Origin of the sequence: Sphingomonas kyungheensis (assembly GCF_037120395.1) — a bacterium.
In the GTDB taxonomy this organism is placed as follows: Bacteria; Pseudomonadota; Alphaproteobacteria; order Sphingomonadales; family Sphingomonadaceae; genus Sphingomonas; species Sphingomonas kyungheensis.
The window spans coordinates 436,472-462,644 of the sequence record NZ_JBBBDM010000003.1 but is presented as its reverse complement, the minus strand read 5'-3'; the positions used below and the strand labels follow the sequence as shown (position 1 = coordinate 462,644).

Genomic DNA, 26,173 nt, shown 5'->3' with positions numbered 1-26,173 from the left:
GCTCCTCCATGAGATCGGTTGTTTAGCGCAACTGATTGACCTGTCCAGCGACGCGGCTTGCCCGCGCCCCGCAAAGGCGTATGGCCGGCGCATCCCGTGTTTCCGGAGTGTAACATTGATGAAGCTTGCCGCTGCCGCCGCTCTGGCGCTCACCGTCTCCACCCCCGCGCTCGCCGCCGGCAGCCTGCCCGCGACCGTGGTGCCCATCCTCTACGATATCGCGGTCACCCCCAATGCGCAGGAGATGACCTTCTCCGGCAGCGAGACGGTGCAGATCGACGTCAAGGCGACGACGCCGACGATCACGCTCAACGCCGCCGATCTCGCCATCGCCTCGGCCCGGTTCGACGGCAAGGCGGTGCCGTTCGCGCTCGACAAGGACAAGCAGCAGCTCGTGCTGACGCTCCCCGCCGCGGCGGCCGTCGGGCGGCATAGCGTCGCCTTCAGCTGGACTGGCAAGATCAACCAGTCGGCCGCCGGCCTGTTCGCGATCGACTATACCAATCAGGATGGGTCGAAGGCGCGGATGCTCGCGACGCAGTTCGAGGCGCCCGATGCCCGCCGCTTCGCGCCGATGTGGGACGAGCCCGCGTTCAAGGCGAAGTTCCGCCTGCGCGCGATCGCGCCGGGCGGCCAGCTCGCTTTCTCCAACATGCCCGCCGCATCGGTGGCCAAGCAGGCGGACGGCACGCAGCTCTATACCTTCGCGGAAACGCCGGTGATGTCGAGCTATCTGCTCTATCTCGGCATGGGTGATCTCGAGCGCAAGACGGTGCAGGCCGGCAACGTCGAGATCGGCGTCATCACCCGCCGCGGCGTCGTCGACCAGGGCGATTATGCGCTCGCCGAGGCGAAGCGGCTGCTGCCCTATTACAACAGCTATTTCGGTCAGCCCTATCCGCTGCCCAAGCTCGACATGGTCGCCGGCCCCGGCTCCAGCCAGTTCTTCGGCGCGATGGAGAATTGGGGCGCGATCTTCTATTTCGAACCCGAATTGCTGTTCGACCCCAAGCGCGCCACCGAAAGCGGGCGCCAGCGCATCTTCACCGTCGTCGCGCATGAGATGGCGCATCAATGGTTCGGCGATCTGGTGACGATGCGCTGGTGGGACGACCTCTGGCTCAACGAGGGCTTCGCCTCGTGGATGGAGAACAAATCGGCCGCCGATCTCAACCCGAGCTGGAAGGCGGAGGCCGCCGCGGTGTCAACCGACCGTGAGGCGGCGATGGGCATCGACGCGACCGCCGCCACCCACCCGATCATCCGCAAGATCGAGACCGTCGACCAGATCGGCGAGGCGTTCGACGGCATCACCTATTCGAAGGGGCAGGCGGTGATCGGCATGCTCGAATCGACGCTCGGCCCCGATGTCTTCCGCGACGGCATCCGCCGCTACATGGCCAAATACAAGTTCGGCAACACCGTCACCGATCAGCTCTGGGCCGAACTGTCGGCGGCGGCAGGCAAGCCGGTCGCCGAGATCGCACATGGCTATACGCTGCAGGGCGGTGTGCCGCTGGTGACGATGACCTCCGCGCGCTGCACCGGCGGCACTACCGTCGCGACGCTGGCGCAGGGACGGTTCGGGCTCGACGAGGCGTCGAAGGCGCCGCAGACGTGGCAGGTGCCGCTGGTCGTCGCCACCGTCGGTGGCGGCGAGACGCGCGCCGTCGTCACCGGCCCGTCGACCAACGTCACCGTCAAGGGCTGCGGCACGTTGCTGCTCAACAAGGGCAAGGGCAGCTATACGCGCGTGCTCTACGATCAGGCGGGGCATGACGGCATCGTCCGCGATTACACCCGCCTGCCGCTCGCCGACCGGCTCGGCACGCTCGCGGATGATTATGCGCTCGCCGCCGGTGGCTATCAGGACCTGTCGCGCTATTTCGCGGTGATGGGACAAGTCGGCGCCAACGCCGATCCGCTCGAATGGTCGCTCGTCTCGGCGCGGCTCAGCCGGCTCAACGGCCTGTTCGACGGCACGCCGCTCAGTGCGCCGCTGCGCGCGCGCACGCTGGCGACGCTGAGCCCGGTGCTGCAGCGCATCGGCGCTACCGCCCGTGCCGACGAATCGCCGCTGGTCGGCAATCTGCGCGAGGCCCTGGTCGGCGAACTCGGCGATCTCGGCGACCCCGAGGTGCTGCGCCTCGCGCGCGGTTATGTCGCCAAGCTCGCCAGCGATCCGACCGCGATCCCGCCGTCGATCCGCCAGCCGATCCTCGCGACCTTCGCGACCAATGCGACCGCCGCCGACTGGGAGACGCTGCTGCGCCTGACCCAGGCGGAGACCAATCCGGTCGCCAAGAACCGGTTCGTCTCGCTGCTCGGCTATGCCAAGGACGATGCGCTCGCGACGCGGGCGCTGGCGCTGCTCAAGACCGATACCTTCACCGCGCCGCAGCGGGCGGCGCTGCTCCGCGCCATATCGGGCGAGCATCCCGATATGGCGTTCGACTGGGCGGTGGCGAACCGCGCGCTGGTGGAGAGCTTCATCGAGGACAGCAGCAAGGCCGGCTTCATCGTCGGCCTCGGCGGCGGTTCGGTCGATCCCGGCATGCCGGCCAAGATCAACGCCTTCGCGGAGACGTTGCCGGAGACCTCGCGCGGCCCGGCGCGGCGTACCGTATCTGGGATCGCGGTCCGCACTGCGGCGGCGGAGCGGCTGCGTCCGGCGGTGCAGACCTGGCTCGGCACCGGTAAGTAAGGGGCAGGGCGGGGCGGCCGGATGCCGCCCCGTACCGCATCGATCAGCCGCCGGGCTGGGCCGGGATACCCGTCACCTCGGCCATGCCGTCGTCGCCCAGCGCGACCAGCCACGCGCTGCCCTCCAGGCATCGCACCGCCCAGACCGGCTTGCCGTTGCGCGGCTTCTGCCGCTCGACCCCGGCGATGCCCTGGCATTTCTGCTTGGCGTCATCGATCGCGCGATACAGAACGCCGTTGATCTGCCGCGGCGGCAGCGCCAGCACCTTGGCGATATAGCCGGTCTCGCGCGGGGCGGTGGCGGTCGGCGTCGGTTGCGGCGACGGCTGCGATCCGCATGCGGTCAGCGCCGCGGCCAGCACCAGCATCAGTCCATTACGCATAGCGGTCTCCCTCATATGACGGGGAGAGATAGGGGTGCCGCCCGGTCGGCGGCAAGTCGCAATGCGGATCAGCGCCAGCCGGTGATCGCACGACCGCGGTCGACCTCGTGATCGACCATCTGCCGGGTCAGGCGCAGAAACAGCCGCTGCGCCTGTCGCCAGGCGACGCCGCCCGCGTCGCGGTTGCGCAGCCGGTCGCCGACGACCAGCCGGCTGCCCCAATCCTCCACCGTCGCGGCGAGATCGTCGGCCATCTCACCCGGACGGATCACCAGCGACGGGAACGGCAGCCGTACCTTCGGCGAGGCATAGAGCGACTGCGCCGCGGCGGGCGGCGCGAACAGCAGGGCGCCGGCGATCTTGCGCACGTCGTGCGCCGGCGACAGCCGCGCCCACCAGGCGCTCGCCGCGCAGCCGATCCCCTCGGCAACGAGCAGCACGCGCGCATCGGCCTCGCGCACCGCGCGGTCGAGCTTCGCCGCCCAGATCGTCCGCGCCGCCGGCGAGCGCGCGTCGACCGGCACCGCACCCGCGCCATCGTCCGCCCAGCCGAACATCCGCTGCCACGCGGGGGTCGGCGCGCCATCGCCGATCGTGACGATCGACAGTCTCTGGTCGGCGAAGGGCAGCGGGATCGCGGTCATCCGTCTCTCCTCAGTGCAAAGCGCCCGTGGGCGACTCGCATCGTGGCGGGAAGTATGAACGACGGCTGATCGCTGACCAGTGCCTTTCGGCCATGGCGCGGCGAAGCGCGCCGGGAACGGGTCATGCCGACGTCCAAGGTCGAGACATCGTCAAGCATCGTCAATTGCTCCGCAGTCGGCTAGCGAGCCGGCAGGGCGGCCGTGACGGCGGCGATCAGGGAGCGATGCGGCGATGCCGAAGACGTTGGTGACCGGGGTGGCGGGCTTTATCGGCATGTATTGCGCGCAGGCGCTGCTCGCCCGCGGCGGCGAGGTGGTCGGGATCGACTCGCTCAACGATTATTACGACCCGGCGCTGAAGCATGCGCGCCTCGCCGAACTGACCCGCGACCATGGCGACCGCTTCACCTTCCATGCGGTCGATTTCGCCGATGCCGCCGCGCTGCGCGAGGCGCTGGCGGGGCATGACGTCGATCGCATCGTTCACCTCGGCGCGCAGGCCGGGGTGCGCTATTCGATCGATCATCCCGAAGTCTATGGCCAGTCCAACCTGATCGGCCACCTCAACATGCTCGAGCTGGCGCGGTCGCGCGGCGTCGCGCATCTCGTCTATGCCTCCTCCTCGTCGGTCTATGGCGGCAACACGTCGGTGCCGTTCCGGGTCGAGGATCGCGTCGACCGGCCGGTGTCGCTCTACGCCGCGACCAAGCGCGCCAATGAGGTGATGAGCGAAAGCTACGCGCATCTCTATCGCCTGCCGCAGACCGGGCTGCGCTTCTTCACCGTCTATGGTCCGTGGGGCCGGCCCGACATGATGCTGTGGATCTTCACCCGTGCGATGTTCGCCGGCGAGCCGATCCCGGTGTTCAACAACGGCCTGATGGAGCGCGACTTCACCTATATCGACGATATCATCGCCGGGGTAATCGCCGCGCACGACCAGCCGCCGCCCGACGACGGCGCGGTCAAGGCGGGCGGCAGCGTCGCGCCGCACCGGCTCTACAATATCGGCAACAACCGCTCCGAACCGCTCGGCCGGGTCATCGGCATCCTGGAACAGGCGACCGGGCGCCAGGCGATCCGCCGCGACCTGCCGATCCAGCCCGGCGACGTCGTCCGCACCGCCGCGGACATCAGCGCGATCGCCGGCGACCTCGGCTACCAGCCGACGACGACGATCGATGTCGGCGTGCCGCGCTTCGTCGACTGGTATCGCCGCTATCACGGGGTGTGAGCGCGGGCGGGTGAAATCCGGCAACGCAGCGGTGCCGATCCTGCTGTTTCGCCGCGCGTCGTCGCCCCCCATTTGAGGCGCAATGAGGAAGCCAGCGCTTCCGGTCGGAGTGACTTACATGATCGAACGTCGTCCCTTCAGCAGCCTCGGCGGTGCCAACCACGGCTGGCTCGACGCCAAGCACCATTTCTCCTTCGCCAGTTACTATGATCCCAAGCGGATGGGCTGGGGCCCGATCCGCGTCTGGAACGACGATGCGATCGCTGCCGGCACCGGCTTTCCGCCGCACCCGCATGCCGACATGGAGATCATCACCTATGTCCGCGACGGCGCGATCACGCATCAGGACAGCCTCGGCAACACCGGCCGCACCGAAGCGGGCGACGTCCAGGTGATGAGCGCCGGCTCCGGCGTCCGCCATTCGGAATATAATCGCGAAGCCGGCACGACGACGATCTTCCAGATCTGGATCGAGCCGCGCGCGCGTGGTGGAGCACCGGCCTGGGGCGCCAAGCCCTTTCCGCGCGGCGAGCGGTCCGGCCGGTTCGTCACGCTGGCGAGCGGCATCGACGGCGACGCCGACGCGCTGCCGATCCGCACCGACGCGCGCGTCGTCGGCGCGACGATCCGCGCCGGCGAGAGCGCGGACTATGCGCTCGGCGCGGGCCATCATGCCTATCTCGTCCCCGCCACCGGCCGCATCGAGGTCAACGGCGTCGCACTCGACGCGCGCGACGGCGCGGCGATCCGCGACGAGGCGGTGATCCGCGTCACCGCGCTGGAGGATGCCGAGATCGTGCTGGTCGACGCGGCCTGAGCTTCGGCGCCGCGCCGGTGGGGCGCTTCTGGCGTAGCCACCGGCGCGAGAGGCGGTGGTGCTCTATTCCCGTCATAAGCCAATCAGGTCGCCGCGGAGATGCAGCAGGCATCGTCTCTCGCACCTGTTGCGAGGTGCATCACCCTACCTGCCAGACACCCACTCCCGCGAAGGCCGGGGGCTAGGTGGGCGATGGGTTACGATCACCAGCAACGTTCGCCCAACTAGGCCCCGGCCTCCGCCGGGGCGGTCAGTGGGCCTGTGTTGAACTTCCGGCTTCAGCGACAACGCTGATTGGCGGCCTTACGAGCGCCATCAATCCCGTTACTCGCCTGTATCAGGCCGGCCCGGCGCCGCTTGGTGCGCTGATCGTCCGGCCGTCGCCAAACCGCTCACCCCCGATCCGCCGCCTTCCGCTCCGCGCGGAAGCGGTGGAGCAGCGGCTCGGTATAGCCGTTCGGCTGGGTCACGCCTTCGAACACCAGCGCGCGGGCGGCACGCAGCGCGAGGCTGTCGCCGCTTAAAGGCCGGTAGAGGGGATCGCCGGCATTCTGCGCATCGACCTTCGCCGCCATGCGCGTGAACGCCGCCTCGACCGCCTCGCGCGTTGCGATGCCGTGGAGCAGCCAGTTGGCGATATGCTGCGAGGCGATGCGCAGGGTGGCGCGATCCTCCATCAGGCCGATGTCGTGGATGTCGGGCACCTTCGAACAGCCGATCCCCTGATCGATCCAGCGCACGACATAGCCGAGGATCCCCTGCGCGTTGTTGTCGAGCTCCGCCGCGACCGCCGCGGGCGGCCAGTCGCGCTCGGGATCGGCGAGCGGCAGGGTGAGCAGCGCGTCGAGCGGCGCCGGTGTCTCGCCCGACCGCTCGCGTTGGCGCGCCGCGACGTCGACGCGATGATAGTGCGTCGCGTGTAGCGTCGCCGCGGTGGGGGAGGGGACCCAGGCGGTGGTCGCGCCGGTCTGCGGATGGGCGATCTTCTGGGCGAGCATATCGGCCATCCGGTCGGGCGCCGCCCACATTCCCTTGCCGATCTGCGCCTTGCCGGCGAGGCCGCAGGCAAGGCCGATCTGGACGTTGCGATCCTCATAGGCGGCGATCCAGCGCGCGCTCTTCATCTCCGCCTTGGGGATCATCGCGCCGGCGTGCATCGCGGTATGGATCTCGTCTCCGGTGCGGTCGAGGAAGCCGGTGTTGATGAACATCAGCCGGTGGCGCACCGCGGCGATACAGGCGGCGAGATTGGCGCTGGTCCGCCGCTCCTCGTCCATCAGGCCGAGCTTGATCGTATGCCGCGGCACGCCGATCAGATCCTCGACCGCGTCGAACAGCCGGTCGGCGAAGGCCGCCTCGGCGGGGCCGTGCATCTTGGGTTTGACGATATAGATCGCGCCGGTGCGGCTGTTGCGGCCGCGATCATGCCGCGCGATCAGGGCGGTGACGATCGCATCGACCATGCCTTCGGGCGCCTCGCTGCCGTCGGGCAGCCGCACCGCCGGCGTCGTCATCAGATGGCCGACGTTGCGCACGAACACCAGGCTGCGCCCGGGCAAGGTCAGCCTGTCGCCGTCCGTGGTGACGTAGGTGCGATCCTTCGCGAGCCGCCGCTCGACCGTCCGCCCGTCCTTGGTGAAGCTGGCGGTGAGGTCGCCGCGGATCAGCCCGAGCCAATTGGCATAGGCCGCGACCTTGTCCTCGGCATCGATCGCGGCGACCGAATCCTCGAGGTCGCAGATCGTCGTCAGCGCCGATTCGAGGATGATGTCGGCGATGCCGGCGGGATCGGTCGCGCCGATCGGATGCGCGCGGTCGACGACGATCTCGATATGCAGGCCATGATGCCGCAGCAGCCACGTGTCGCCCGCCCGCCCGATCAACTGCGCGGGGTCGGCGAGCGTCGGCGTGCCGCCGCGCCAGTCCGCCCATCGACCCTCCGCCAGCGGCACCGCCTCGTCGAGCAGCGCCTTGGCCCAGGCGATCACCGCCGCGCCGCGCACCGCGTCATAGCCGCGCGTCGCCGGACCCCGTTCGGGGATCGCATCGCTGCCGTAGAGCGCGTCGTACAGGCTGCCCCAGCGCGCATTGGCGGCGTTGAGCAGGAAGCGCGCGTCGAGGATCGGCACGACCAGCTGCGGCCCGGCACGCCCGGCGATCTCGACGTCGATCGCGCCGGGGTCGATCGCGAACGGCGCCGGCTCGGGGACGAGATAGCCGATCTCGGAAAGCATCGTGCGATACGCCTGCGGCGCATAGGCGTTGCCGCGGTGCCAGTCGTCGATCGCCGTCTGCAATCGGTCGCGCTCGGCGAGCAAGGCGCGGTTCTCGGGCACCAGCTTGGCGAACAGCGCCGCGACGCCGTGCCAGAAGCGGTCGGCGTCGAGGTCGAGCCCGGGCAGCACCGCCTCGTCGATGAAGGTGGCGAGTGCGGGGGCGATCGACAGGCCGGCACGCTGGATCATGGCATCATCTCCTCACCCGATCGCTAGACCCGCAGCGATCCCATCGCTAGCCATGACAATCACCAATCACCTTTTCCGAAAGCGAACGAATGGGCTTCGATCCGGATTATGCGCTGTTCGTCGCCATCGCCGATGCGGGCAGCCTGTCGGCGGCGGCACGCAGCCTCGGCAGCTCGCCGGCGATGGTGTCGAAGCGGTTGCAACGGCTCGAACATCGCCTCGGCGTCACGCTCGTCCAGCGGACGACACGGCGGCTGGTGCTGACCGAAGCCGGCAGCCGCTTTCGCGACGATCTGCGCGCAATCCTCGATACGCTCGGCACGGCGGAGGCGCGGGTGACGGGCGGGCAGGGCGCGCCGGTCGGACGGCTGCACGTATCGGCGCCGACCTCGTTCGGGCGGCTCCACGTCGCCCCGTACCTCGGCCGTTTCCTGGCGCGCCATCCGCGGATCGATCTCGCCTTCGATCTGAGCGACGCCTATGTGGATTTGCTCACGGCCCGCGTCGACTGCGCGATCCGCATCGCCCGCGATATTCCGCCGCCGCTCGTCGGGCATCGGCTGGCGCCGAGCCGCCGTATCCTCTGCGCCGCGCCCGGCTATCTCGCCGAGCATGGCACGCCGGCGACGATCGAGTCACTCGACGCGCATCGCCTGATCGCTGCCGATGGGCAGATGCCGTGGCAGCTCGCGACGGCGGGCAGGGCGGTGACGATCGAGCGGCCGAGCCACGTTCGCACCAATTCGAGCGAGATGGTGCGCGAGCTGGCGGTCGCCGGTGTGGGAGTCGCGCTGCGATCCTGGTGGGATATCGGTGCGGCGATCCGCAGCGGGGAATTGGTGCGGGTGCTGCCGGACTGGCACGGATCGGCGGCGGTGGCGATCCACGCGGTGCATCTGCGCCGCCCGGCGACCCCCGCCGCGGTCGCCGCCTTCGTCGCCTTCCTGCGCGAAACGATCGACCCCGCCGTCTGGGAGGCGGAGGCCTGACCGCGGGATGACACCGAATTCATGGAACATGACGCTGGCGTCACGGCTTTGGTCGGGAACGGTTCGATACAGGAGAATGCCATGAAGACGCTCATGATCCTCGCCGCCGCCACCGCCGTGATCGGCGCGCAGCCGGCGCTGGCGAAGGGCTGCATCCGCGGTGCCGCCGCGGGCGGCGTCGCCGGTCATTATGTCGGCAAGGGCCATGCCGTGATGGGCGCGGCGGCGGGCTGCATCGCGATGCACCACCATTATGCCAAGCAGGCGCGCGCGCAAAAGGTCGCCGCGAAGCGCTGACCCCGATCACCCGGCGTATCAGGGTGGAGACCCGGAGCGGCCGTCGCCGTCTCCGGGTCTTGTTATATGGCGGTCAGCCCGTCGCGCGGCCGCTGAGCTCCTCGCCCGCCTTCGGGTCGAAGCGTGCATTGACGAATACCGCGGTCAGCGAGATCGCCGTCACCGTCCAGAAGGCGAAGCGGAAGTCGGCGAAGCCGGTGTTCACGCTGCCCCGCCACAGCATCGAGACATGCAGCGCGGTCGCGCCGATGCAGATGCCGAGCGACAGCATCAATTGCTGGAAGGTCGAATAGAAGCTCGTCGCCGCGCTCATCCGGTCCTTGGCGATCTCGTCATAGGCGATGGTGTTATAGGCGGTGAACTGGAACGACATCAGGAAGCCCGACACGACCAGCACCGCGAACACCGCCGGCAGCGGCCAGGCCGGCCCGAACAGCCCGCAGCAGGCATAGCCCGCGGTCCCGGCCAGTCCCATTACCACCAAAGCGTTGCGGAAGCCGAAGCGCTTGAGGATGCGCCGCGCCACGCCCTTCATCCCGAACGAGCCGATCGCCGAGGCGACCGTCATCGCGCCGCTCTGCGCTGCCGACAGGCCGAAGGCGAGCTGCATCATCAGCGGCAGCAGGAAGGGCTGCGCACCCTGCGTGATCCGGGCCAGCGACCCGCCGAGCACCGACAGGCGGAAGGTCGGCACACGCATCAGCGACAGGTCGAGGATCGGATGCTCGGTCCGCCGCGTATGCCGCCAATAGCCGAGGCCGAACGCTGCGCCGATCGCGATCAGCGTCGCCGCCAGCCCTCCCTCGCCGGGGCGGCTCGCCATCTCGAAGCCGAACAGCAGGCAGCCGAGCGCCGCGCCCGACAGCAGGAAGCCGGCCGGATCGAAGCGCGCCGGATGATCCTCGCGCACGTCGGCGATGAAATGGCCGACCAGCACGATGCCGGCGATGCCGATCGGCAGGTTGAGCCAGAAGATCCACCGCCAGTCGAGATAGGTGACGATCAGACCGCCGACCGGCGGCCCGACGATCGGCCCGATCAGCGCCGGCATGATCAGCCACGACATCGCCGACACCATGTCGCGCTTGGCGACCGAGCGGAGCAGCACCAGCCGCCCGACCGGCATCATCATCGCGCCGCCGATCCCCTGGACGAACCGCGCCGCGACCATCGCCTCCAGGTTCGGGGCGAGGCCGCAGGCAAGGCTGCCCGCGACGAACAGGCCGATCGCGGCGCGGAACACGCGGCGCGCGCCGAACCGGTCGGCCATCGTTCCCGAGGCAGGGATGAACATCGCCAGCGCAAGCAGGTAGGAGGTGAGCGCAATGCTCATCTCGGGCGCGCGCACCGCGAAATCGCGGGCCATCGTCGGCAGCGCGGTGGCGAGCACGGTCGCGTCGAGATTCTCCATGAACATCGCGGTGGCGATGATCAGCGCGACGGTGCGGTAATTGCGCGTCGGCTCGGCGCCGCCGTGATGATCCGCGGTCTGCGCGATGCCGTCGCCCGCCGGCACGATACCGTCGCGCACCTCGGCATTGACCGAGGCGATCCCGCGCCGACGCGGCCTCAGATAGAGACGCGGATCGAGCTTGGCGGGAAGGTGGAGGTGCATGCGACGGACGAAGCTTTCTCGCTGGAACGGACCTCTCCGACGGTCGCGACCGGCTCGGACGGCTCGGCTCGCGCTACCGACAATATAGGAACGGTGACGCCGGGATTGAAGTTGCCGTCTACGCCGATCCCCCGGCAGCGCCATGGTTATTGCCGCTGCCGAGGGTCGCGGGCATGATCGCGCGGATGATCCGGACCGCCGCCTGATGTGTAACCGCGCCCGCCTGTCGAGCGAACCCGAAACCTTATGGGGCGCGAGCGCGGCGCTGTTCGACGAGCGCCCGCGCGACAATCGCTTCGACCCGCAGGAACTGCGCCCGCGCAACCGCAGCTATGTCATCCGCGAGGCGGACGGCACGCGCGGCTGGGACGTGATGGGCTGGGACGTGCTCGGCGGGCAGGCGGCCTATCCGATGACCAACGTGCGCAACCTCGGGCTCGCGCAGTGGCGGCGGCTGGCGGAACGGCCCGCCAACCGCTGCGTCGTGCCGCTCACCGAATTCTGTGAGTTCACCCCCGAGCGGCACGATCTCGGCGACGGCAAGCCGCCGCTCAAAGGCGAGATGTGGTTCGCGGTCACCGACCAGCCGCGCTTCGCCGTCGCCGGTTTCTGGCAGCAGACCGCGGCCGGCAAGGGCTTTGCGATGGTCACCTGCGACCCCAATGCGCTGGTCGCGCCGATCCACCCCAAGGCGATGATCACCATCCTCGCCGCCGATGACGTCGATCTCTGGCTGCGCGGCAGCTATGCGGAGATCGTCGCGCTGCAACGCCCCTATGATGCCGCGCGCATGACGGTGCGTGGGCCGCTGTTCCCGACCCGGCAGGGGTGATGCCGGACGGCGCGCGCCCGGCATCGATCGGTCAATTGGCCTGCCGCCACGCGCGCAGCTGCGCGGCATCGACATCGCCGGCGTAGCACTATCATCGGGCAGTGATGCGGTATAATGAGTCCAGGATTTCCTGATCCCGGCTCGATCGGTATCAGGTTACGGCGCCGTTGTTCATCAATACTGGCGCGTCGGACTCACTTCATCGCCTTCTGCGCGGCCAAGGCGCGCTCACGTGCTTCGCGATGGCCGATGATCTTCGCCGGATAGGATTCGGGGCGGACGCCATGCTCGTCGGGATCGTGGATGGCGTCATCGGGAACGTCGGCGAGCTCGGGCACCCAGCGGCGGATATAGTCGCCGGCGTCGAACTTCTCCGACTGGCCGAGCGGCGCCATGATCCGGCTGAACATATTGGCATCGACGCCGGTGCCGGCGATCCATTGCCAATTGACCGAGTTGTTGCCGTAATCGGCGTCGACCAGACAATCCCAGAACCAGCGCTCGCCCGCACGCCAGTCGATCAGCAGATGTTTGACGAGGAAGCTCGCGGTGATCATCCGCACCCGATTGTGCATCCAACCCGATTGCCACAATTGCCGCATGCCGGCGTCGACGATCGGATAGCCGGTCCGCCCGCGCTGCCACGCCTTGAGGTCGCGCTTGGCGGCGGCATCGTCGCGCCACGGCAAGGCGTCGAACTTGGCGCGGCCATTGACCGTGCCGTAATCCGGCAAGGCGAGCAGCACGCCCGAGGTGAAGTCGCGCCAGGCGATCTCCCGCACGAAGCCGTCGTCGGCATGGTCGCCGAGCGCGTGGATCACCTGCCGCGGCGAGATCTCGCCGTGATGGAGGTGCGGCGACAGCCGGGACGTGCCGTCCGCCGCGGGCAGGTTGCGCTGCGTTTCATAATCGTCGGCCTGTTTGGCGAAGCGCTTCGCCTTGGCCAGCGCCTCGGTCTCGCCCGGTTTCCAGTCGGCGAAACCGCCCGACCAGTCGGGCTTGCTCGGCAGCAACGCCCAGTCGGCAAGCGCGTCGCTTTTCGGCCAGTGATCGGGCGCAGGACACGTGCGTGGCGCGGCGACCGGCGCATCGGGGGGCAATTGCGTCTGCAAGGCCTTCCAGAAGGACGAGAAGATGCGGAACGGCGCGCCGCTGCCGGTGGTGACGTCCTCGATCCGCGCGAGGTGATTGCCGTCGTACAAGGTGATCGCGTCGCCCAGCGCCGCCTCCGCCTTGCGCCACCACGGCTCATAGTGGCGCAGCGCATGGATGCGCGTCGCGCCCGTCTCCTGCATCAGGTCGCGCAGGATCGTCACCGAATCCCCGCGACGCAGGATCAGCCGGCTGTGCTTGGCGTCCAGCGCATCGCCGAGCGCGGCAAGGCTGTGATGCAGCCACCAGCGTTGCGCCCCACCGATCGCCCATTCACCCGCGGCATCGTCATCGAGGATATAGACCGGGATCACCGCCCCCGCCTGCGTCGCGGCGACGAGCGCGGGTTGATCGTGCAGGCGCAGGTCCTGGCGCAGCCAGAGCAGGGAGATATCGGTCATCGGCGGTCAAGCGTTTTAGCGGCGAGACGGGTTCCGCGCCGCATCGGCCTGATGTGCAACTCGATCATGGGTAAGCACGAGCCGAAGAGCGGGGCAGCGGCCCGATTGTGCTCGGGCAGGCGGTCGGGCACAGGGGAGGGATGAAGCGGATATCGATCCTCGCGCTGCTGCTCGCCGCCTGCGCCCCGTCCGCGCCCGACCCGGCGCCGCCGCGGCTGCCGGTGCCGATCCGTGGCGCCGAACAGATGACGCTGGTGCGCGGCGCGGCGCTCGAACGGCTGGTGCGCGGCAGCGTCCAGACGCGAGACGGCGCGGTGCCGCCGGTCGAGCATTTCGCCGCGACCGGCGATGGCTATGAGTTGCGCTATAACGACAAGCCCGATTCCGCCGGCCGCTATCGGATCACCCCCGACCGCGTCTGCCTGCGCTTCGCCGACGATCGCAGCATCTATTGCCGCTTCTATCTCACCGATCGCGCCGGCAAGACCTGGATGGCGGAGGACGATCGCGACTATCCCCTGCACGTCGCCGGGGTGCGGGTGACGCACGGCGACCGATAGGGCCCGCCGGCGTCGGGAGCGGCGGCGATCGGTCGCCGTCCGCCCCCGAACCGGATTCAGGCGATCATCGCGCTGCCCGCGATCACCTTGTCGAGCGTGACCGGATATTCGCGCACGCGCACGCCGCTGGCGTTGTACACCGCATTGGCGATCGCCGCGCCGACGCCGCACAGGCCGAGTTCGCCGACACCCTTGGCCTTCATCGGCGACGACATCGGATCGACCTCGTCGAGGAAGATCACCTCCTGATGCGGGATGTCGGCATGAACCGGCACCTCATAGCTTGCCAGATCGTGGTTTACGAAGAAGCCGAAGCGCTTGTCGACCGCCAGCTCCTCCATCAGCGCCGCACCGACGCCCATCGTCATCGCCCCGATCACCTGGCTGCGCGCCGACTTCGGGTTGAGGATGCGTCCGGCCGCGCAGACCGCGAGCATGCGGCGGATGCGGATCTCGCCGGTATAGGCGTGGACGCCGACCTCGACGAAATGGCCGGCGAAGGTGGATTGCTGTTCCTTCTTCGCCAGGTCACCGAACTCGATACTGTCTTCCGCCGACAGGCCCGACGTGCCCGCCGCCTGCGCCAGTGGCACGCTGCGATTCCCTGAGCGGACCTTGCCGTCGGCGAAGCTGACGTCGTTCGAGTTGAAGCCGAGCTTTTGCGCCACCGCCTCGCGCAGCTTCATGCACGCAGCATAGACGCCGGCGGTCGAGCTGTTGGCGCCCCATTGGCCGCCCGATCCGGCGGCAGTCGGGAAGCTGCTGTCGCCGAGCAGCACCGTCACCTTGTCGAGCGGCACGCCCATCATCTCGGCGGCGGTCTGCGCGATGATCGTATAGCTGCCGGTGCCGATGTCGGTCATGTCGGTGGCGACGGTGACCTGACCCTTGCGGTCGATGCCGACCCGCGCGCCCGATTTCATCGTGATGTTGTTGCGGAAGCCGGAGGCGACACCCATGCCGACCAGCCACGCGCCGTCGCGCTTCGCCCGCGGCGTCGCGCTGCGCTGCGCCCAGCCGAATTTGTCGGCGCCCAGGCGCAGACACTCGACCAGCTGCCGCTGCGAGAATTTGCGGTTGGGCTTCTCGGGATCGACCTGCGTGTCGTTGATGATGCGGAACTGCACCGGGTCCATGCCCAGCTTCTCCGCCATCTCGTCCATCGCGACTTCGAGCGCCATCAACCCGGGCGCCTCGCCCGGTGCGCGCATCGCATTGCCCTCGGGCAGGTCCAGCACGGCGAGCCGCATCGAGGTCAGCCGGTTGGCGCCGGCGTAGAGCAATTTGGTCTGCGACACCGCCGTCTCCGGCCCGCCGCCGGGCAGATCGCCCGAACCGCTCTCATGCGCGATGGCGACGAGCTTGCCGTCCTTCCCCGCGCCGAGCCGGATGCGCTGGCGCGTCGCCGGACGGTGCGTGGTGTTATTGATCATCAGCGGGCGTTGCAGCGTCACCTTGACCGGCCGGCCCGCCTGCCGCGCGCCGAGCGCCGCGAGCACCGCATCGGCGCGCACGAACAGCTTTCCACCGAAACCGCCACCGATATAGGGCGAGATCAGCCGCACCTTCTCCTTGGGGATCCCGAGCGTCTTGGCGACGTCGCCCTTGCCCCAATTGATCATCTGGTTCGAGGTCCACAGCGTCAGCTCGTCGCCCTGCCAGCGGGCGATGCTGGCATGCGGTTCCATCATCGCATGGCTCTGGTCGGGCGTTTCATAGACCGCGTCGAGTTGCACCGGCGCGGCGGCGAACGCCTGTTCGAACTTGCCGACGCGGTCGACCGGCGGGGCGGAGCTGCCCTCGCCGCTGCTGTCACCCTTGAGCGGCGCGGTCTTGAGCGCCTCGTCGAGGTCGAACCGGCCTTGTCCGCGCGCATAATCGACGCGGATCAGCGCCGCGGCGGCGCGCGCCTGTTCGAACGTCTCGGCGACGACGAGAGCGATCGCCTGGTGGTAATGATCGACCGCCGGGCCGCCGAGCAGCTTCGCGGTGTTCATGTCACCCTTGCCGAGCGTGCCGGCGGTGTCCGCGGTGACGATCGTCAGCACGCCCGGCGCGGCCTTGGCGGCGGCGAGGTCCATGCCGGCGATCCGGCCCTTGGCGATGCCGGCGCCGACGACATAGCCATAGGCCGCATCGGGGGCGACGTCGTGGCGTTCATAGGCATAGGGGGCGGTGCCGGTCGTCTTGAACTTGCCGTCGATCCGGTCGGTCGGCTTGCCGACCACCTTGAGCTGATCGATCGGATTCTGCCCGGCGGGCGTATCGAACTTCATGCTGCGTCCTTCGCTTGCGCCAGCACCGCGGCGAGCGTCCGCTCGACCAGCGGCACCTTGAAGCTATTGTCCTTGGTCGGCCGTGCGCCGGCGAGCAGTCGCGGCGTCACCGCCTTGGCTCCCTGCGGCAGCGCTGCTTCCGCCGCCTCGACCCGCCACGGCTTGGGCGCGATACCTCCGATCGCGACATGGCCGCTGCCGTCGCGCTGGACGATCGCGGCGACCGAGACGAGCGCATAGGCGTAGGACGCACGGTCGCGCACCTTGTGGTAGATGTGCGTGCCGCCGACCGGCTTGGGAAGGGTCACCGCGGTGATCAGCTCGCCCGGTTGCAGGTTGGTGTCGATATGCGGCGTATCGCCCCACAGCCGATGGAAATCGGCGATCGGGATGCGCCGTGTCGCGCCCGACGGCTGCACCGTCTCGACTGTCGCGTCGAGCACGCGCATCGCCACCGCCATGTCGCCGGGATAGGTGGCGATACAGGCGTCGCTGGTGCCGATGATGCCGAGCTGACGGCTGTAGCCGCCGATCGCCGCGCAGCCCGATCCGGGCTTGCGCTTGTTGCACGGCTGGTTGGTGTCGTAGAAATAGGGGCAGCGGGTGCGCTGGAGCAGATTGCCCGCGGTGGTCGCCTTGTTGCGCAACTGGCCGCTCGCCCCCGCGACGATCGCCCGGGTCAGCACGCCGTAATCGCGGCGCACGCGCGGGTCGGCGGCGAGGTCGGTGTTACGGACCAGGGCGCCGATGCGCAGTCCGCCGCTGTCAGTCGGTTCGATCTTGTCGAGCGACAGCGTGTTGACGTCGACCAGATGGACCGGCGCCTCGATCTCCAGCTTCATCAGGTCGAGCAGGTTGGTGCCGCCGGCGATGAACTTGGCGCCGGGACGCGCCGCGACCGCGGCGGCGGCGGCGGCGGGGCTGGTCGCGCGCTCATAGGTGAAGGCCTTCATGCCTTGGCTCCCGCGACGTCGCGCATCGCTTCGATGATGTTGGAATAGGCGCCGCAGCGGCAGATGTTGCCGCTCATCCGCTCGCGGATCTCCATCTCGGTGACGGCCGGCGCGGTGGCGATATCGGCCTGGACGTGGCTCGGCACGCCGCGTTTGATCTCGTCGAGCACGGCCACCGCCGAACAGATCTGGCCGGGCGTGCAATAGCCGCACTGATAGCCGTCATGCTTGATGAAGGCGGCCTGCATCGGATGGAGATCGTCGGGCTTGCCCAAGCCCTCGATCGTCGTGATCGAATCGCCGTCGTGCATCACCGCGAGGCTGAGGCAGGAGTTGATCCGGCGGCCGTCGACCAGCACCGTGCACGCGCCGCACTGGCCGTGGTCGCAGCCCTTCTTGGTGCCGGTCAGCTTCCAATGCTCGCGCAGCGCATCGAGCAGGGTGGTGCGCGTGTCGAGATCGAGCCGGTGGGTCGATCCATTGACCTTGAGCGTCACCGGCATCGTCGGCGGCGCGGCACGCTGGTCGAGCGGCGGCGTCTGTGCTTCGGCCGGCAGCGCGCTCGCGGCGACGCCGACGGCCCCGCCCGCGATCACGCCGCGGCGGGACATGGTAATTTCGTTCTGGCTCATCGAGGCCCCCGGATGCTGTCGCAGATCGTCATAGGGCCGGACGGCCCTGCCTAGCTACGGAAAATCGCGTCGACTCACTACGCCGGAAGAGGGCCGGGGTTCCGCCGCCGGGACGGCGAAACCCCTGATTTCCCATCAGAAGCCGATATGGGCTCCGGCCGACAGGACGACGGCATGCGCATCCTGCAACGTGCCGTTGGTCAGTACGGTGGTCTGCGCGATCGTGCCGGAATAGGCCTGCGTCGCGCGATCGATCGACGCATTCTTGAAGTCGACGTAATTGGCGGCGAGATCGATCCCGAACTTGGGGGTCAGCTGGAAGGTGCCGCCGGCGCCATAATTCCAGCGGTTGGCATCGGGTACGCGCGCGTCGCGCAGACCGTTCTGCGTCGGCGTGGTGGCGTGCTGGACACCGGCGCGCAGCGTCACGCGCGGCGAGATCTCATAATCGACACCACCGGCGAGGCTGTAGCTGTCGCGATAATTCTCCGGCAGCGCGGTATTGAGCGGCGCGCCGAGGCGGATCGCGTCGAACTTGCTCCAATTGTAGCGCACCGCCTGGCCGTTGAGCGTCAGCGCCGGCGTGGCGCGGATGCGGGCGCCGACGATCACCTGCGCGGGGGTGTAGAAGCGCGCCTCGACCCCCGAGATCGTCGTGTTGCGGGTGGCGAGCGGCCCGGTCAGGCCTTCAACCAGCAGGTCGCCCTTCAGCGTATGCTCGATCCGCGACTTGTAGCTGACGCCGACCGTCGCCCAGTCGTTGTGCATCTGCGCGCCGGCGGTCCAGCCCACATCCCAGCCGTCGCCTTCGAGCTTCTGGCGGCCGTCCGTCGTCGTGGTGAGGTTGGGCAGCGCGTTGCCGAGGCTGGCATAGACATGTTCGACATTGGCGCCGCCGCCGACCCGCAGCCAGTCGGTCAGCGCAACCGCGATCGATGGCTGGATGTCGATCGTCTGGAGCTTGGTGCGGGTGGCGCTGTAGCGCGTCCAGCTCGTCGAATCATAATCGGTGGTGAAGCTGTACGGCGAGGTCACGGCAAGGCCGATCGCCACCGGTCCGAACGGCACGGCGACGGCGCCCGACGGCAGCAGGCCGTTGTCGATCGGGTTGCGCGCGACCTGGTCGCCGCCGACCGCGGCGAACTGACCCGCCGGCGTGCGCTGCACCAGCGTGTTGTTGTTGACGACCTTGCCGCGCGGCAGGATGCCCGACGCGTTGATCGCCGCCTCGCCATGATCCATCCCGGCGATCGCGGCGGGGTTCCACCACAGCGACTGCGGCCCGGTGTCGGCGACCTCGCCCGAGAAGGCGCGGCCGGCGCCGCGTGCCGACTGTTCCTGAAGGTAGAAGGCCTGCGCGTGGGCGACGGTGGCGAAGCCGAACGAGCCGAGCACCGCGGTGGCGAGCAGGGAGGTTTTGCGGAAGGTCATGGCGGGGTTCCTCTGAAAGGTATGGGAAGGGGGCTGGTGCGAGGGATGCGGCGGGCGGCGCCGGATCAGCGGATGCGCGTCCAGGTCTGCGTCTTGCAGAGCGGCACGAAGACGCAGCCGCGCACCTTGAGCGTGTCGGCGGTGAGCGGCGTCACCGTCGCCTTATAGGTCTTGCCGTCGTCGGCCTTGTAGATCGATCCGCCGGTCCAGGCGTTGCCGCTGGCGGTGAAGCCGCTGAGGATCAGCAGGCCCTTGAGCGGGCGGTTACGCTGCGCCGGATCGGGGTTCTTGCTGTCCTTGAGGTCGGGCTGGGTACGCAGCAGCTCCGACGTGACGATGCGGCCGCAGATCGATGCGCCGCAGCGCTGGATCTCGACGATGCCGCCGCGCGTCTCGGTCTTCCAGCGGCCGATCGCGGCCTCCGCACCGGGGTCTGGCGCCGCGGCGAGCAGGGCACCGAGCAACAGCAGGGACATGGTCATTCTCCTCTCCATGATGCCCGCGGTCCACCGCGCGCATCGGTCTTGCACTGGTCGGACGCCGTATCCGTACGGTCGCCCCGTCATCATCACCGCGTAAAGATGAACGATGACCTAATGGCTAAGCAGATGCCGTATACGGCAAGCTGCGGCCCGGTTAACCCGCTGCCGGGGCAAGTCAAGCGCCGCCACGCCGATTGTCCGGCGGGTGCGGCAGCGGTGCCACGAATGGCCGAATCGCGGCGTGGCGGCGTGCGACTCGGGGGTGGTGGGGCGTCCGCAAAGGGGGCCATCCGCAAGACGCCAGTCTTCCCGCGCGGGCTCGAACCCAGCGGCCAAGCAGGCCGGCGGCCGGTTGCGATGAGAAAACCGGGCGCTGCCTGCGCCGGGGCACCGTGGGGCTGGCGCACCGATTCACGCAGGCCAGGAGCCGGCTGGAGCAAGCCTCGCGACGACGCGGTTGCCCGACCGTCCCCAGCAGGACGGTCGGTTGGTTTGCGGAAGCCCCGACCGATCATCAGGACCGCCGAACCACGACAGCGCGACGGCTCAGTTGCGCAGCGGCTTCCCCGTCGTCAGCATCTGCTGGATGCGCGCCTGCGTCCGGGGATCGCGCACCGCCTCCATGAACCCTTCGCGCTCGAGCGCGAGCAGGTCATCCTCGCCGACGATGTCGACCAGATCGGCGTCGCCACCGGTCAGGACGCGCGCCAGCCGGGCCGAGACGACGACGTCATAGTCGGTCGCCACCCCCTTCTTGTGGAAGCCGTCGACCACGCCGGCGATGCCGACCTGACCGCTTTCGCCGGGCAGGCGGAACGTCGGCTGCTCGGGCGGCGCATAGCCCGCGACCAGCGACAGCGCCTTGGCCTTGGCGTCGGCGAGCAGCCGGTCGCGGTTCATCGTGATGCCGTCGTTCGGCCGCAGCAGCAGCATCTCCTTGGCGAGCGCCGCCGACTTGGAGACCTGCGCGGTCGAGATCGTCTCGAACGCCTTGGCGACCGCGGGCATCGGCCCCTTGGGCAGCATCGGCGCATGCGCGAGCCGATCGAGCAATTCGCCATTGCCGCCCCAGCCGGGCAACAGGCCGACGCCGCATTCGACCAGGCCGATATAGCTTTCGGCATGCGCCTGCACCGCATCGGCGTGGAGCACCACCTCGCAGCCGCCGCCGAGCGCCATGCCCGCGGGCGCGGCGACGACGGGGAAGGGGGCATATTTCAGCGCCTTCATTGCCTGCTGACCGCCGGCGACGAGCTTTTCGATCTCGCCCCACATGCCGGCGGCGACCGCGAACATCGCCATGCCGAGATTGGCGCCCGCCGAGAAGTTCGACCCTTCGTTGTAGATCACCAGCGCCTTGAACCGCTCTGCGACAATCGGAATCGCCTGCTGGATCAGCGCCATGATCTCGCCGTCGAGCGCGTTCATCTTGGTGGTGAATTCGAGCGCCGCGACGCCGTCGCCGATATCCCAGAGCGCGGCCGAGGCATTGCGCAGCACCGGTTCGGCGCCGAGCTTGATATCCTCGAGCAACATCACGCCGTCGCAGCGCACCACATCGGCATAGTCGCCGTCGCGGCTGAGGAACTGGCGCTTGCCGTCGACGACGCGGTAGAAGCTGCGCTCGCCCGCGACGTCGAGGATCGCCGGCACGTCGCGGCCCGCGTCGCGCAGCCGCGCGGCAAAGGGCGCGGCGCCGATCCGGTCGATCAGCTCGAATGGCCCGAACTTCCAATTGTAGCCGAGTTTCATCGCATCATCGATCGCGACGATATCGTCGGCAGCCTCCCCGACGAGCATCGCCGCATAAGCGAGCGTCTTGCCGAGCACCTCCCAGGCATAGTCGCCGACCTTGCCGGGCGTCGCGATCAGCGCGGCGAGATCCTTCTCGGCCTTGGGCGGCAAGGCGGCGGGCTTGATCCCCTCGCGATAGTCACCGGTGGCAAGGTCGAGCGCGAGCTTGGTGCGCGTCGCCTTGTCGAAGCGGTAGAAGCCGCCCTTGCCCTTGCGGCCGGTGAAGCCCTCGGCGATCATCCTGTCGACCAGCGGCATCGGCCGCACCGTCTCGAAATAGGGGTCGCCCTGCGGCAGCGTCGACGACAGGCTCTTCGACAGCAACGGCATCAGATCGACGCCGACCAGGTCGACCAGCCCGAAGATACCGGTCTTGGGTACGCCCATCGGCCGGCCGCCAATCTGGTCCGCCTCTTCGACGGTCAGGCCCTGATCCATCGCCGCATTGATCGCGACGGCGAGCCAATAGGTGCCGATGCGGTTGGCGATGAAGCCCGGCGTGTCCTTGGCGCGGACGATGCGCTTGCCCATGAAGCGATCGACGAAATCCTCGACCCGTCCCGCCACCGTCGCATCGGTCTGCGCGCCGCGGACGATCTCGATCAGCCGCATGTAGCGCGGCGGATTGAAGAAGTGGGTGATGAGGAAATCGGCCTTGAACTGGTCCGAGCGCCCGTCGACCAGCGCGCCGAGCGGAATGGTCGAGGTGTTCGACGAGACGGCGGTGCCGGGGCGCTTGAGCGTTTCCAGCTTGGCGTAGAGCGACTGCTTGATGTCGAGCCGCTCGACGATCGCCTCGACGATCCAGTCGCATTCGGCGACGCGGGCGAGGTGGTCGTCGATATTGCCCGTCTCGACCAGCTTCGCCGCGGCATTCGACATGAACGGCGCGGGGTCGGTCTTGAGCATCTTCGCCACCGCGCCCTTGGCGACCGCGTCGCGATCGTCGCCGTCCCTGGCCGGAATGTCGAGCAGCAGCACCGGCACGCCGGCATTGGCGACCTGCGCGGCGATGCCGGCGCCCATCACGCCGGCGCCGATTACGCACACTTTGCGAATGGCGTCAGTCATCATGCGCGCTCCAGCACCGTGGCGATGCCCTGGCCGCCACCGATACATTGGGTGGCGAGCGCATAGCGGCCGCCCTCGCGCTCGAGCAGCGCCGCCGCCTTGCCGACGATACGCGCGCCGGTCGCGCCGAGCGGATGGCCGATCGCAATCGCCCCGCCGTCCTTGTTGACCGTCTCGTCCTTGAGGCCGAGGTCGCGGATGCAGGCGATCGCCTGGCTGGCGAAGGCCTCGTTGATCTCGACCACGTCGAGGTCGGCGACGGCAACGCCCGCCCGCTCCAGCGCCTTGCGCGAGGCGCTGATCGGGCCGAGGCCCATCGTCTCGGGCTCGATCCCCGATACGCCGACCGCCTTGATCCGGGCGAGGATCTTGAGGCCGTGCTTGACCGCAAAGTCCTCCGACGTGACGAGCACGGCCGAGGCGCCGTCGGTCAGCGGCGACGAGGTGCCGGCGGTCACCGATCCATCCTGGCTGAACGCGGGCTTGAGCGCGCCGAGCGCCTCGACATTGGTGTCGGGGCGGATCGTGCCGTCCTCGCTGACCGTGCCCGCCTTGGTGGTGATCGGCACGATCTCGTCGGCAAGGCGGCCGTCGGTGCGCGCCGCGGCGGCCTTCTGCTGGCTCTTCACCGCAAAGGCATCCTGCTCGCCGCGGGTGATCTGATATTTGGTCGCGACGTTCTCCGCGGTTTCGCCCATGCCCATATACGCGCCGGGCTTGGCCTTGGCGAGCGCCGGGTTGGGCAGGGGGTTGTAGCCGCCCATCGGAATGCGGCTCATCGACTCGAGGCCGGCGCAGATGAACGCCTCGCCCGCGCCGATCTGGATCTGGCCCATGGCGATATGGATCGCGCTCATCGACGATCCGCAGAAGCGGTTGACCGTCATGCCGCCGACCGACAGCGGCAGATCGGCGAGCAGGCCGATCAGCCGCGCGACGTTGAGGCCCTGTTCGCCCTCCGGAAAGGCGCAGCCGAGGATGATGTCCTCGATCGCCGCCGCATCGACGCCGGTCTTCTCGATCAGCCCGCGAATCGTCTGCGCGGCGAGATCGTCGGGGCGGACGCGGGCGAGCGCGCCCTTGCCGGCGAGGTGGAAGGGCGAGCGCGCATAACCGGCGATGACGACGTTGGTCATGGAATCCTCTCTTTGCAGGCATCCGAGACTTGCGGGATGCCGTATAGGTGCGATACCTTCCCATTACGTCAAGTGACGCGAGCGGACAATATGCTCGGGACAGAAGATGAGAGGATAGACGGATGAGCGACACCGCGAGCCGAGAGTCGAGCGCATCGCAGACCCCTTCGCTGGCGATCCGCCATGGCGCGCCGCTCACCGCCCAACCCCGCCTGCTCGGCGACCTGCTCGACCGGTCGGTGCAGCGCTTCCCCGGTCGGCCCGCGGTCGACTTCATGGGGCGGATCACCAGCTGGGGCGCGCTGGGCGCCGATGTCGAGCGGGCCGCGGCGGCGCTGCAGGCGCTCGGCGTCGTCAAGGGGACGCGGGTCGCGCTGTGCCTGCCCAACACGCCCTATTATCCGGTGTTCTTCTTCGCGACGCTCAAGGCGGGCGGCATCGTCGTCAACGTCAACCCGCTCTACGTCGAGCGCGAGCTCACCCATCTGATCGAGGATTCCGGCGCGAAGATCATCGTCACCTGCGACATCGCCGAAATCCAGGCGCGCGTCCTCAAGGTCGCCGGCGAGACCGGCCTCCGCCACGTCATCACCTGCCCGATCGCCGACGTGCTGCCCGGGCTCAAGCGGTTCGGCTACAAGCTGGTCAAGCGCAAGGAGATCGGCCACGCTCCGGCGAGCGCGCAGCATCTCTATTACCGCGCCTTCATGGCGAAGGGCGGTACGTCGCGCGCCGTCGCGGTCGATCCGCATGAGGTGGCGGTGCTGCAATATACCGGCGGCACCACCGGCGTGCCCAAGGCGGCGATGCTCAGCCACGCCAATATCGTCGCCAACACCGACGCAATGCTGGTCCATTGCGGCGGCGAGGTGCCCGAGCAGGACCGCGTGCTCGGCGTGCTGCCGCTGTTCCACGTCTTCGCGCTGACCAACGTGCTGACCTTCTCGACGCTGGTCGCGGCGGAGATGATCCTGTTGCCGCGCTTCGAGCTCAAGCAGCTGCTGGCGACGCTCAAGCGTACCCGGCCGACCTATTTTCCGGCGGTGCCGACGATCTACAACGCACTCGCCAACCTGCCCGCCGGCGAGCGGCCCGATCTTTCGGCGATCAAGGTCTGCATCTCGGGCGGTGCGCCGCTGCCGGTCGAGGTGCGCCATGCGTTCGAGGCGCATACCGGCGCCAAGCTGGTCGAGGGATATGGCCTGTCCGAAGCCTCGCCGATCATCACCTGCAATCCGTTCGTGGGCGTCAACAAGGAAGGCTCGGCCGGTCTGCCCTTTCCGGGCACGACGATCGAGATTCGCGACCGCGAGGATCCGACGCGGATCATGCCGGCGGGCGAGAAGGGCGAGATCTGCGCGCGCGGCCCGCAGGTGATGAGCGGCTATTGGCACAAGCCCGCCGAGACGCAGGCCGCCTTCGCCGACGGCAGCCTGCGCACCGGCGACGTCGGCTATCTCGACGCCGACGGCTATCTGTTCATCGTCGACCGGATCAAGGACATGATCCTGTGCGGCGGCTACAACGTCTATCCGCGCGTCATCGAGGAGGCGCTCTACGAACATCCCGCGGTGGTCGAGGCGGTGGTGATCGGCGTCGCCGATCCGCATCGCGGCCAGAGCCCCAAGGCGTTCGTCGTGGTCAGCGATCCCGCCGTCACCGGCGCGGCCTTGCGCGATTTCCTGCGCGACAAGATCAGCAAGATCGAGCTTCCCCGCGAGGTGGAAATCCGCGACACTCTGCCCAAGACCTTGATCGGCAAGCTTTCCAAAAAAGAGCTCGTCGCCGAGGAAGAGGCCAAGGCGGCACAGCACGCCGGCTGATTGGGGGAGTCTATGCACGACGGCGGCGAGCTGCAGGGGATTCAGGAGGTGGCCGACATGCTCGGCGTCACCCCGCGCACCCTGCGCTTCTACGAGGACAAGGGATTGATCGAACCGTCCCGCATCGGGACGACGCGCGTCTATCGCCGCCGCGAGGTCGCGCGGATGCAGCTGATCCTGCGCGGCAAGCGGCTCGGCTTTTCGCTGACCGACATCGCCGAATTCCTCGACCTCTACGATGCCGACCCGCAGCATCTCGAACAGATGCGCGCGCTGGCCGAACGCGTCCGCCAGCGGATCACCGAGCTGGAGCAGCAGCGCGACACGCTCGACCAGACGCTCGCCGATCTCGCCAAGCTGGAAGGCGAGGCGCTCGCCCGCGTCCATGCCCATGATCCGGGCGGCAAGCTTTCGTCACGCACCATCGCGACCCAGGGAATTGATGTTCGGGCGGAAGGAGGCCTATAGGCAGCGCCACATCCC

The 26,173-nt window shown here is 68.6% G+C and carries 21 protein-coding genes; 9 read left to right on the top strand and 12 right to left on the bottom strand.

Annotated features, from left to right (window positions below; all coding sequences use genetic code 11):
- The first annotated feature begins 118 nt into the window (after nucleotides 1-118).
- The gene (locus tag V8201_RS09920; RefSeq protein WP_336545175.1) at nucleotides 119-2,704 is read left to right on the top strand and encodes a M1 family metallopeptidase; all 2,586 of its coding nucleotides are present in this window, start codon (nucleotides 119-121) and stop codon (nucleotides 2,702-2,704) included.
- Nucleotides 2,705-2,747: 43 nt separating this feature from the next.
- Here V8201_RS09920 and V8201_RS09915 read toward each other — a convergent pair whose 3' ends face one another.
- Nucleotides 2,748-3,086 (bottom strand): hypothetical protein, encoded by a 339-nt coding sequence (locus V8201_RS09915; protein WP_271298873.1) that lies wholly within the window; start codon nucleotides 3,084-3,086, stop codon nucleotides 2,748-2,750.
- 68 nt (nucleotides 3,087-3,154) lie between these two features.
- Nucleotides 3,155-3,730 (bottom strand): alpha/beta hydrolase, encoded by a 576-nt coding sequence (locus V8201_RS09910; protein WP_051583668.1) that lies wholly within the window; start codon nucleotides 3,728-3,730, stop codon nucleotides 3,155-3,157.
- Between the two features lie 232 nt (nucleotides 3,731-3,962).
- Between V8201_RS09910 and V8201_RS09905 the strand changes: the two genes are divergently transcribed.
- Both V8201_RS09905 and V8201_RS09900 read left to right on the top strand, forming a co-directional pair.
- The gene (locus V8201_RS09905; RefSeq protein WP_271298872.1) at nucleotides 3,963-4,964 is read left to right on the top strand and encodes an NAD-dependent epimerase/dehydratase family protein; all 1,002 of its coding nucleotides are present in this window, start codon (nucleotides 3,963-3,965) and stop codon (nucleotides 4,962-4,964) included.
- A gap of 118 nt (nucleotides 4,965-5,082) precedes the next feature.
- Nucleotides 5,083-5,781, top strand: coding sequence for a pirin family protein (locus tag V8201_RS09900; RefSeq protein ID WP_037536228.1), 699 nt, complete (start codon nucleotides 5,083-5,085; stop codon nucleotides 5,779-5,781).
- A 392-nt stretch (nucleotides 5,782-6,173) separates the two neighbouring features.
- Here V8201_RS09900 and V8201_RS09895 read toward each other — a convergent pair whose 3' ends face one another.
- Nucleotides 6,174-8,246, bottom strand: coding sequence for a malate synthase G (locus V8201_RS09895; protein ID WP_336545174.1), 2,073 nt, complete (start codon nucleotides 8,244-8,246; stop codon nucleotides 6,174-6,176).
- A gap of 89 nt (nucleotides 8,247-8,335) precedes the next feature.
- Between V8201_RS09895 and V8201_RS09890 the strand changes: the two genes are divergently transcribed.
- Both V8201_RS09890 and V8201_RS09885 read left to right on the top strand, forming a co-directional pair.
- The gene (locus V8201_RS09890; RefSeq protein ID WP_336545173.1) at nucleotides 8,336-9,235 is read left to right on the top strand and encodes a LysR family transcriptional regulator; all 900 of its coding nucleotides are present in this window, start codon (nucleotides 8,336-8,338) and stop codon (nucleotides 9,233-9,235) included.
- Between the two features lie 81 nt (nucleotides 9,236-9,316).
- Nucleotides 9,317-9,532, top strand: coding sequence for a hypothetical protein (locus V8201_RS09885; protein ID WP_336545172.1), 216 nt, complete (start codon nucleotides 9,317-9,319; stop codon nucleotides 9,530-9,532).
- 73 nt (nucleotides 9,533-9,605) lie between these two features.
- Here the strand turns inward: V8201_RS09885 and V8201_RS09880 are convergent, their stop codons facing one another.
- Nucleotides 9,606-11,147 (bottom strand): MFS transporter, encoded by a 1,542-nt coding sequence (locus V8201_RS09880; RefSeq protein WP_271298869.1) that lies wholly within the window; start codon nucleotides 11,145-11,147, stop codon nucleotides 9,606-9,608.
- A 205-nt stretch (nucleotides 11,148-11,352) separates the two neighbouring features.
- On the opposite strand from V8201_RS09880, the gene V8201_RS09875 reads away from it, so the two are divergent.
- Nucleotides 11,353-11,979, top strand: coding sequence for an SOS response-associated peptidase family protein (locus tag V8201_RS09875; protein ID WP_037536237.1), 627 nt, complete (start codon nucleotides 11,353-11,355; stop codon nucleotides 11,977-11,979).
- A 194-nt stretch (nucleotides 11,980-12,173) separates the two neighbouring features.
- Here V8201_RS09875 and V8201_RS09870 read toward each other — a convergent pair whose 3' ends face one another.
- The gene (locus tag V8201_RS09870) at nucleotides 12,174-13,532 is read right to left on the bottom strand and encodes a cryptochrome/photolyase family protein (protein WP_336545171.1); all 1,359 of its coding nucleotides are present in this window, start codon (nucleotides 13,530-13,532) and stop codon (nucleotides 12,174-12,176) included.
- A gap of 140 nt (nucleotides 13,533-13,672) precedes the next feature.
- Between V8201_RS09870 and V8201_RS09865 the strand changes: the two genes are divergently transcribed.
- Nucleotides 13,673-14,092, top strand: a complete 420-nt coding sequence (locus V8201_RS09865) for a hypothetical protein (RefSeq protein WP_271298867.1) — start codon at nucleotides 13,673-13,675, stop codon at nucleotides 14,090-14,092.
- 56 nt (nucleotides 14,093-14,148) lie between these two features.
- Here the strand turns inward: V8201_RS09865 and paoC are convergent, their stop codons facing one another.
- From paoC to V8201_RS09830, 7 genes are all read right to left on the bottom strand, one after another.
- Nucleotides 14,149-16,368 (bottom strand): aldehyde oxidoreductase molybdenum-binding subunit PaoC, encoded by a 2,220-nt coding sequence (paoC, locus tag V8201_RS09860; RefSeq protein WP_037536242.1) that lies wholly within the window; start codon nucleotides 16,366-16,368, stop codon nucleotides 14,149-14,151.
- Complete coding sequence (locus V8201_RS09855; protein WP_271298866.1) at nucleotides 16,365-17,321, bottom strand: FAD binding domain-containing protein; 957 nt, start codon at nucleotides 17,319-17,321, stop codon at nucleotides 16,365-16,367. The genes paoC and V8201_RS09855 overlap by 4 nt, the downstream gene beginning before the upstream one ends.
- On the bottom strand, nucleotides 17,318-17,953 hold the full coding sequence (paoA, locus tag V8201_RS09850) for an aldehyde dehydrogenase iron-sulfur subunit PaoA (RefSeq protein WP_037536245.1): 636 nt from the start codon (nucleotides 17,951-17,953) through the stop codon (nucleotides 17,318-17,320). Before paoA ends, V8201_RS09855 begins: the two co-directional genes overlap by 4 nt.
- 135 nt (nucleotides 17,954-18,088) lie before the next feature.
- On the bottom strand, nucleotides 18,089-19,384 hold the full coding sequence (locus V8201_RS09845) for an OmpP1/FadL family transporter (RefSeq protein WP_336545170.1): 1,296 nt from the start codon (nucleotides 19,382-19,384) through the stop codon (nucleotides 18,089-18,091).
- A gap of 65 nt (nucleotides 19,385-19,449) precedes the next feature.
- Nucleotides 19,450-19,860, bottom strand: a complete 411-nt coding sequence (locus V8201_RS09840; RefSeq protein ID WP_037536467.1) for a DUF2147 domain-containing protein — start codon at nucleotides 19,858-19,860, stop codon at nucleotides 19,450-19,452.
- Nucleotides 19,861-20,412: 552 nt separating this feature from the next.
- Nucleotides 20,413-22,731 carry a 3-hydroxyacyl-CoA dehydrogenase/enoyl-CoA hydratase family protein gene (locus V8201_RS09835; protein ID WP_336545169.1) on the bottom strand — a complete coding sequence of 773 codons (2,319 nt, stop codon included), beginning with the start codon at nucleotides 22,729-22,731 and terminating at the stop codon, nucleotides 20,413-20,415.
- Nucleotides 22,731-23,867: a thiolase family protein gene (locus tag V8201_RS09830; protein ID WP_336545168.1), complete on the bottom strand. Its 1,137-nt coding sequence runs from the start codon at nucleotides 23,865-23,867 to the stop codon at nucleotides 22,731-22,733. The genes V8201_RS09835 and V8201_RS09830 overlap by 1 nt, the downstream gene beginning before the upstream one ends.
- Before the next feature lie 122 nt (nucleotides 23,868-23,989).
- On the opposite strand from V8201_RS09830, the gene V8201_RS09825 reads away from it, so the two are divergent.
- Both V8201_RS09825 and V8201_RS09820 read left to right on the top strand, forming a co-directional pair.
- Nucleotides 23,990-25,690, top strand: coding sequence for a long-chain-fatty-acid--CoA ligase (locus V8201_RS09825; RefSeq protein WP_336545167.1), 1,701 nt, complete (start codon nucleotides 23,990-23,992; stop codon nucleotides 25,688-25,690).
- 12 nt (nucleotides 25,691-25,702) lie between these two features.
- A complete protein-coding gene (locus tag V8201_RS09820) occupies nucleotides 25,703-26,158 on the top strand; it encodes a MerR family transcriptional regulator (protein WP_051583669.1) in 456 nt (151 codons plus the stop codon).
- Nucleotides 26,159-26,173: the final 15 nt, after the last annotated feature.

Excerpts from the sequence above, each read along its gene's own strand:
- V8201_RS09830 (WP_336545168.1), bottom strand. The coding sequence starts at position 23,867 with ATGACCAACGTCGTCATCGCCGGTTATGCGCGCTCGCCCTTCCACCTC.
- V8201_RS09885 (WP_336545172.1), top strand. The coding sequence starts at position 9,317 with ATGAAGACGCTCATGATCCTCGCCGCCGCCACCGCCGTGATCGGCGCG.
- V8201_RS09910 (WP_051583668.1), bottom strand. The coding sequence starts at position 3,730 with ATGACCGCGATCCCGCTGCCCTTCGCCGACCAGAGACTGTCGATCGTC.
- V8201_RS09825 (WP_336545167.1), top strand. The coding sequence starts at position 23,990 with ATGAGCGACACCGCGAGCCGAGAGTCGAGCGCATCGCAGACCCCTTCG.
- V8201_RS09900 (WP_037536228.1), top strand. The coding sequence starts at position 5,083 with ATGATCGAACGTCGTCCCTTCAGCAGCCTCGGCGGTGCCAACCACGGC.
- V8201_RS09915 (WP_271298873.1), bottom strand. The coding sequence starts at position 3,086 with ATGCGTAATGGACTGATGCTGGTGCTGGCCGCGGCGCTGACCGCATGC.
- V8201_RS09920 (WP_336545175.1), top strand. The coding sequence starts at position 119 with ATGAAGCTTGCCGCTGCCGCCGCTCTGGCGCTCACCGTCTCCACCCCC.
- V8201_RS09905 (WP_271298872.1), top strand. The coding sequence starts at position 3,963 with ATGCCGAAGACGTTGGTGACCGGGGTGGCGGGCTTTATCGGCATGTAT.
- V8201_RS09840 (WP_037536467.1), bottom strand. The coding sequence starts at position 19,860 with ATGTCCCTGCTGTTGCTCGGTGCCCTGCTCGCCGCGGCGCCAGACCCC.
- V8201_RS09870 (WP_336545171.1), bottom strand. The coding sequence starts at position 13,532 with ATGACCGATATCTCCCTGCTCTGGCTGCGCCAGGACCTGCGCCTGCAC.
- V8201_RS09865 (WP_271298867.1), top strand. The coding sequence starts at position 13,673 with ATGAAGCGGATATCGATCCTCGCGCTGCTGCTCGCCGCCTGCGCCCCG.
- V8201_RS09895 (WP_336545174.1), bottom strand. The coding sequence starts at position 8,246 with ATGATCCAGCGTGCCGGCCTGTCGATCGCCCCCGCACTCGCCACCTTC.
- paoA (WP_037536245.1), bottom strand. The coding sequence starts at position 17,953 with ATGAGCCAGAACGAAATTACCATGTCCCGCCGCGGCGTGATCGCGGGC.
- V8201_RS09890 (WP_336545173.1), top strand. The coding sequence starts at position 8,336 with ATGGGCTTCGATCCGGATTATGCGCTGTTCGTCGCCATCGCCGATGCG.
- V8201_RS09880 (WP_271298869.1), bottom strand. The coding sequence starts at position 11,147 with ATGCACCTCCACCTTCCCGCCAAGCTCGATCCGCGTCTCTATCTGAGG.
- V8201_RS09835 (WP_336545169.1), bottom strand. The coding sequence starts at position 22,731 with ATGACTGACGCCATTCGCAAAGTGTGCGTAATCGGCGCCGGCGTGATG.
- V8201_RS09845 (WP_336545170.1), bottom strand. The coding sequence starts at position 19,384 with ATGACCTTCCGCAAAACCTCCCTGCTCGCCACCGCGGTGCTCGGCTCG.
- V8201_RS09820 (WP_051583669.1), top strand. The coding sequence starts at position 25,703 with ATGCACGACGGCGGCGAGCTGCAGGGGATTCAGGAGGTGGCCGACATG.
- V8201_RS09875 (WP_037536237.1), top strand. The coding sequence starts at position 11,353 with ATGTGTAACCGCGCCCGCCTGTCGAGCGAACCCGAAACCTTATGGGGC.
- V8201_RS09855 (WP_271298866.1), bottom strand. The coding sequence starts at position 17,321 with ATGAAGGCCTTCACCTATGAGCGCGCGACCAGCCCCGCCGCCGCCGCC.
- paoC (WP_037536242.1), bottom strand. The coding sequence starts at position 16,368 with ATGAAGTTCGATACGCCCGCCGGGCAGAATCCGATCGATCAGCTCAAG.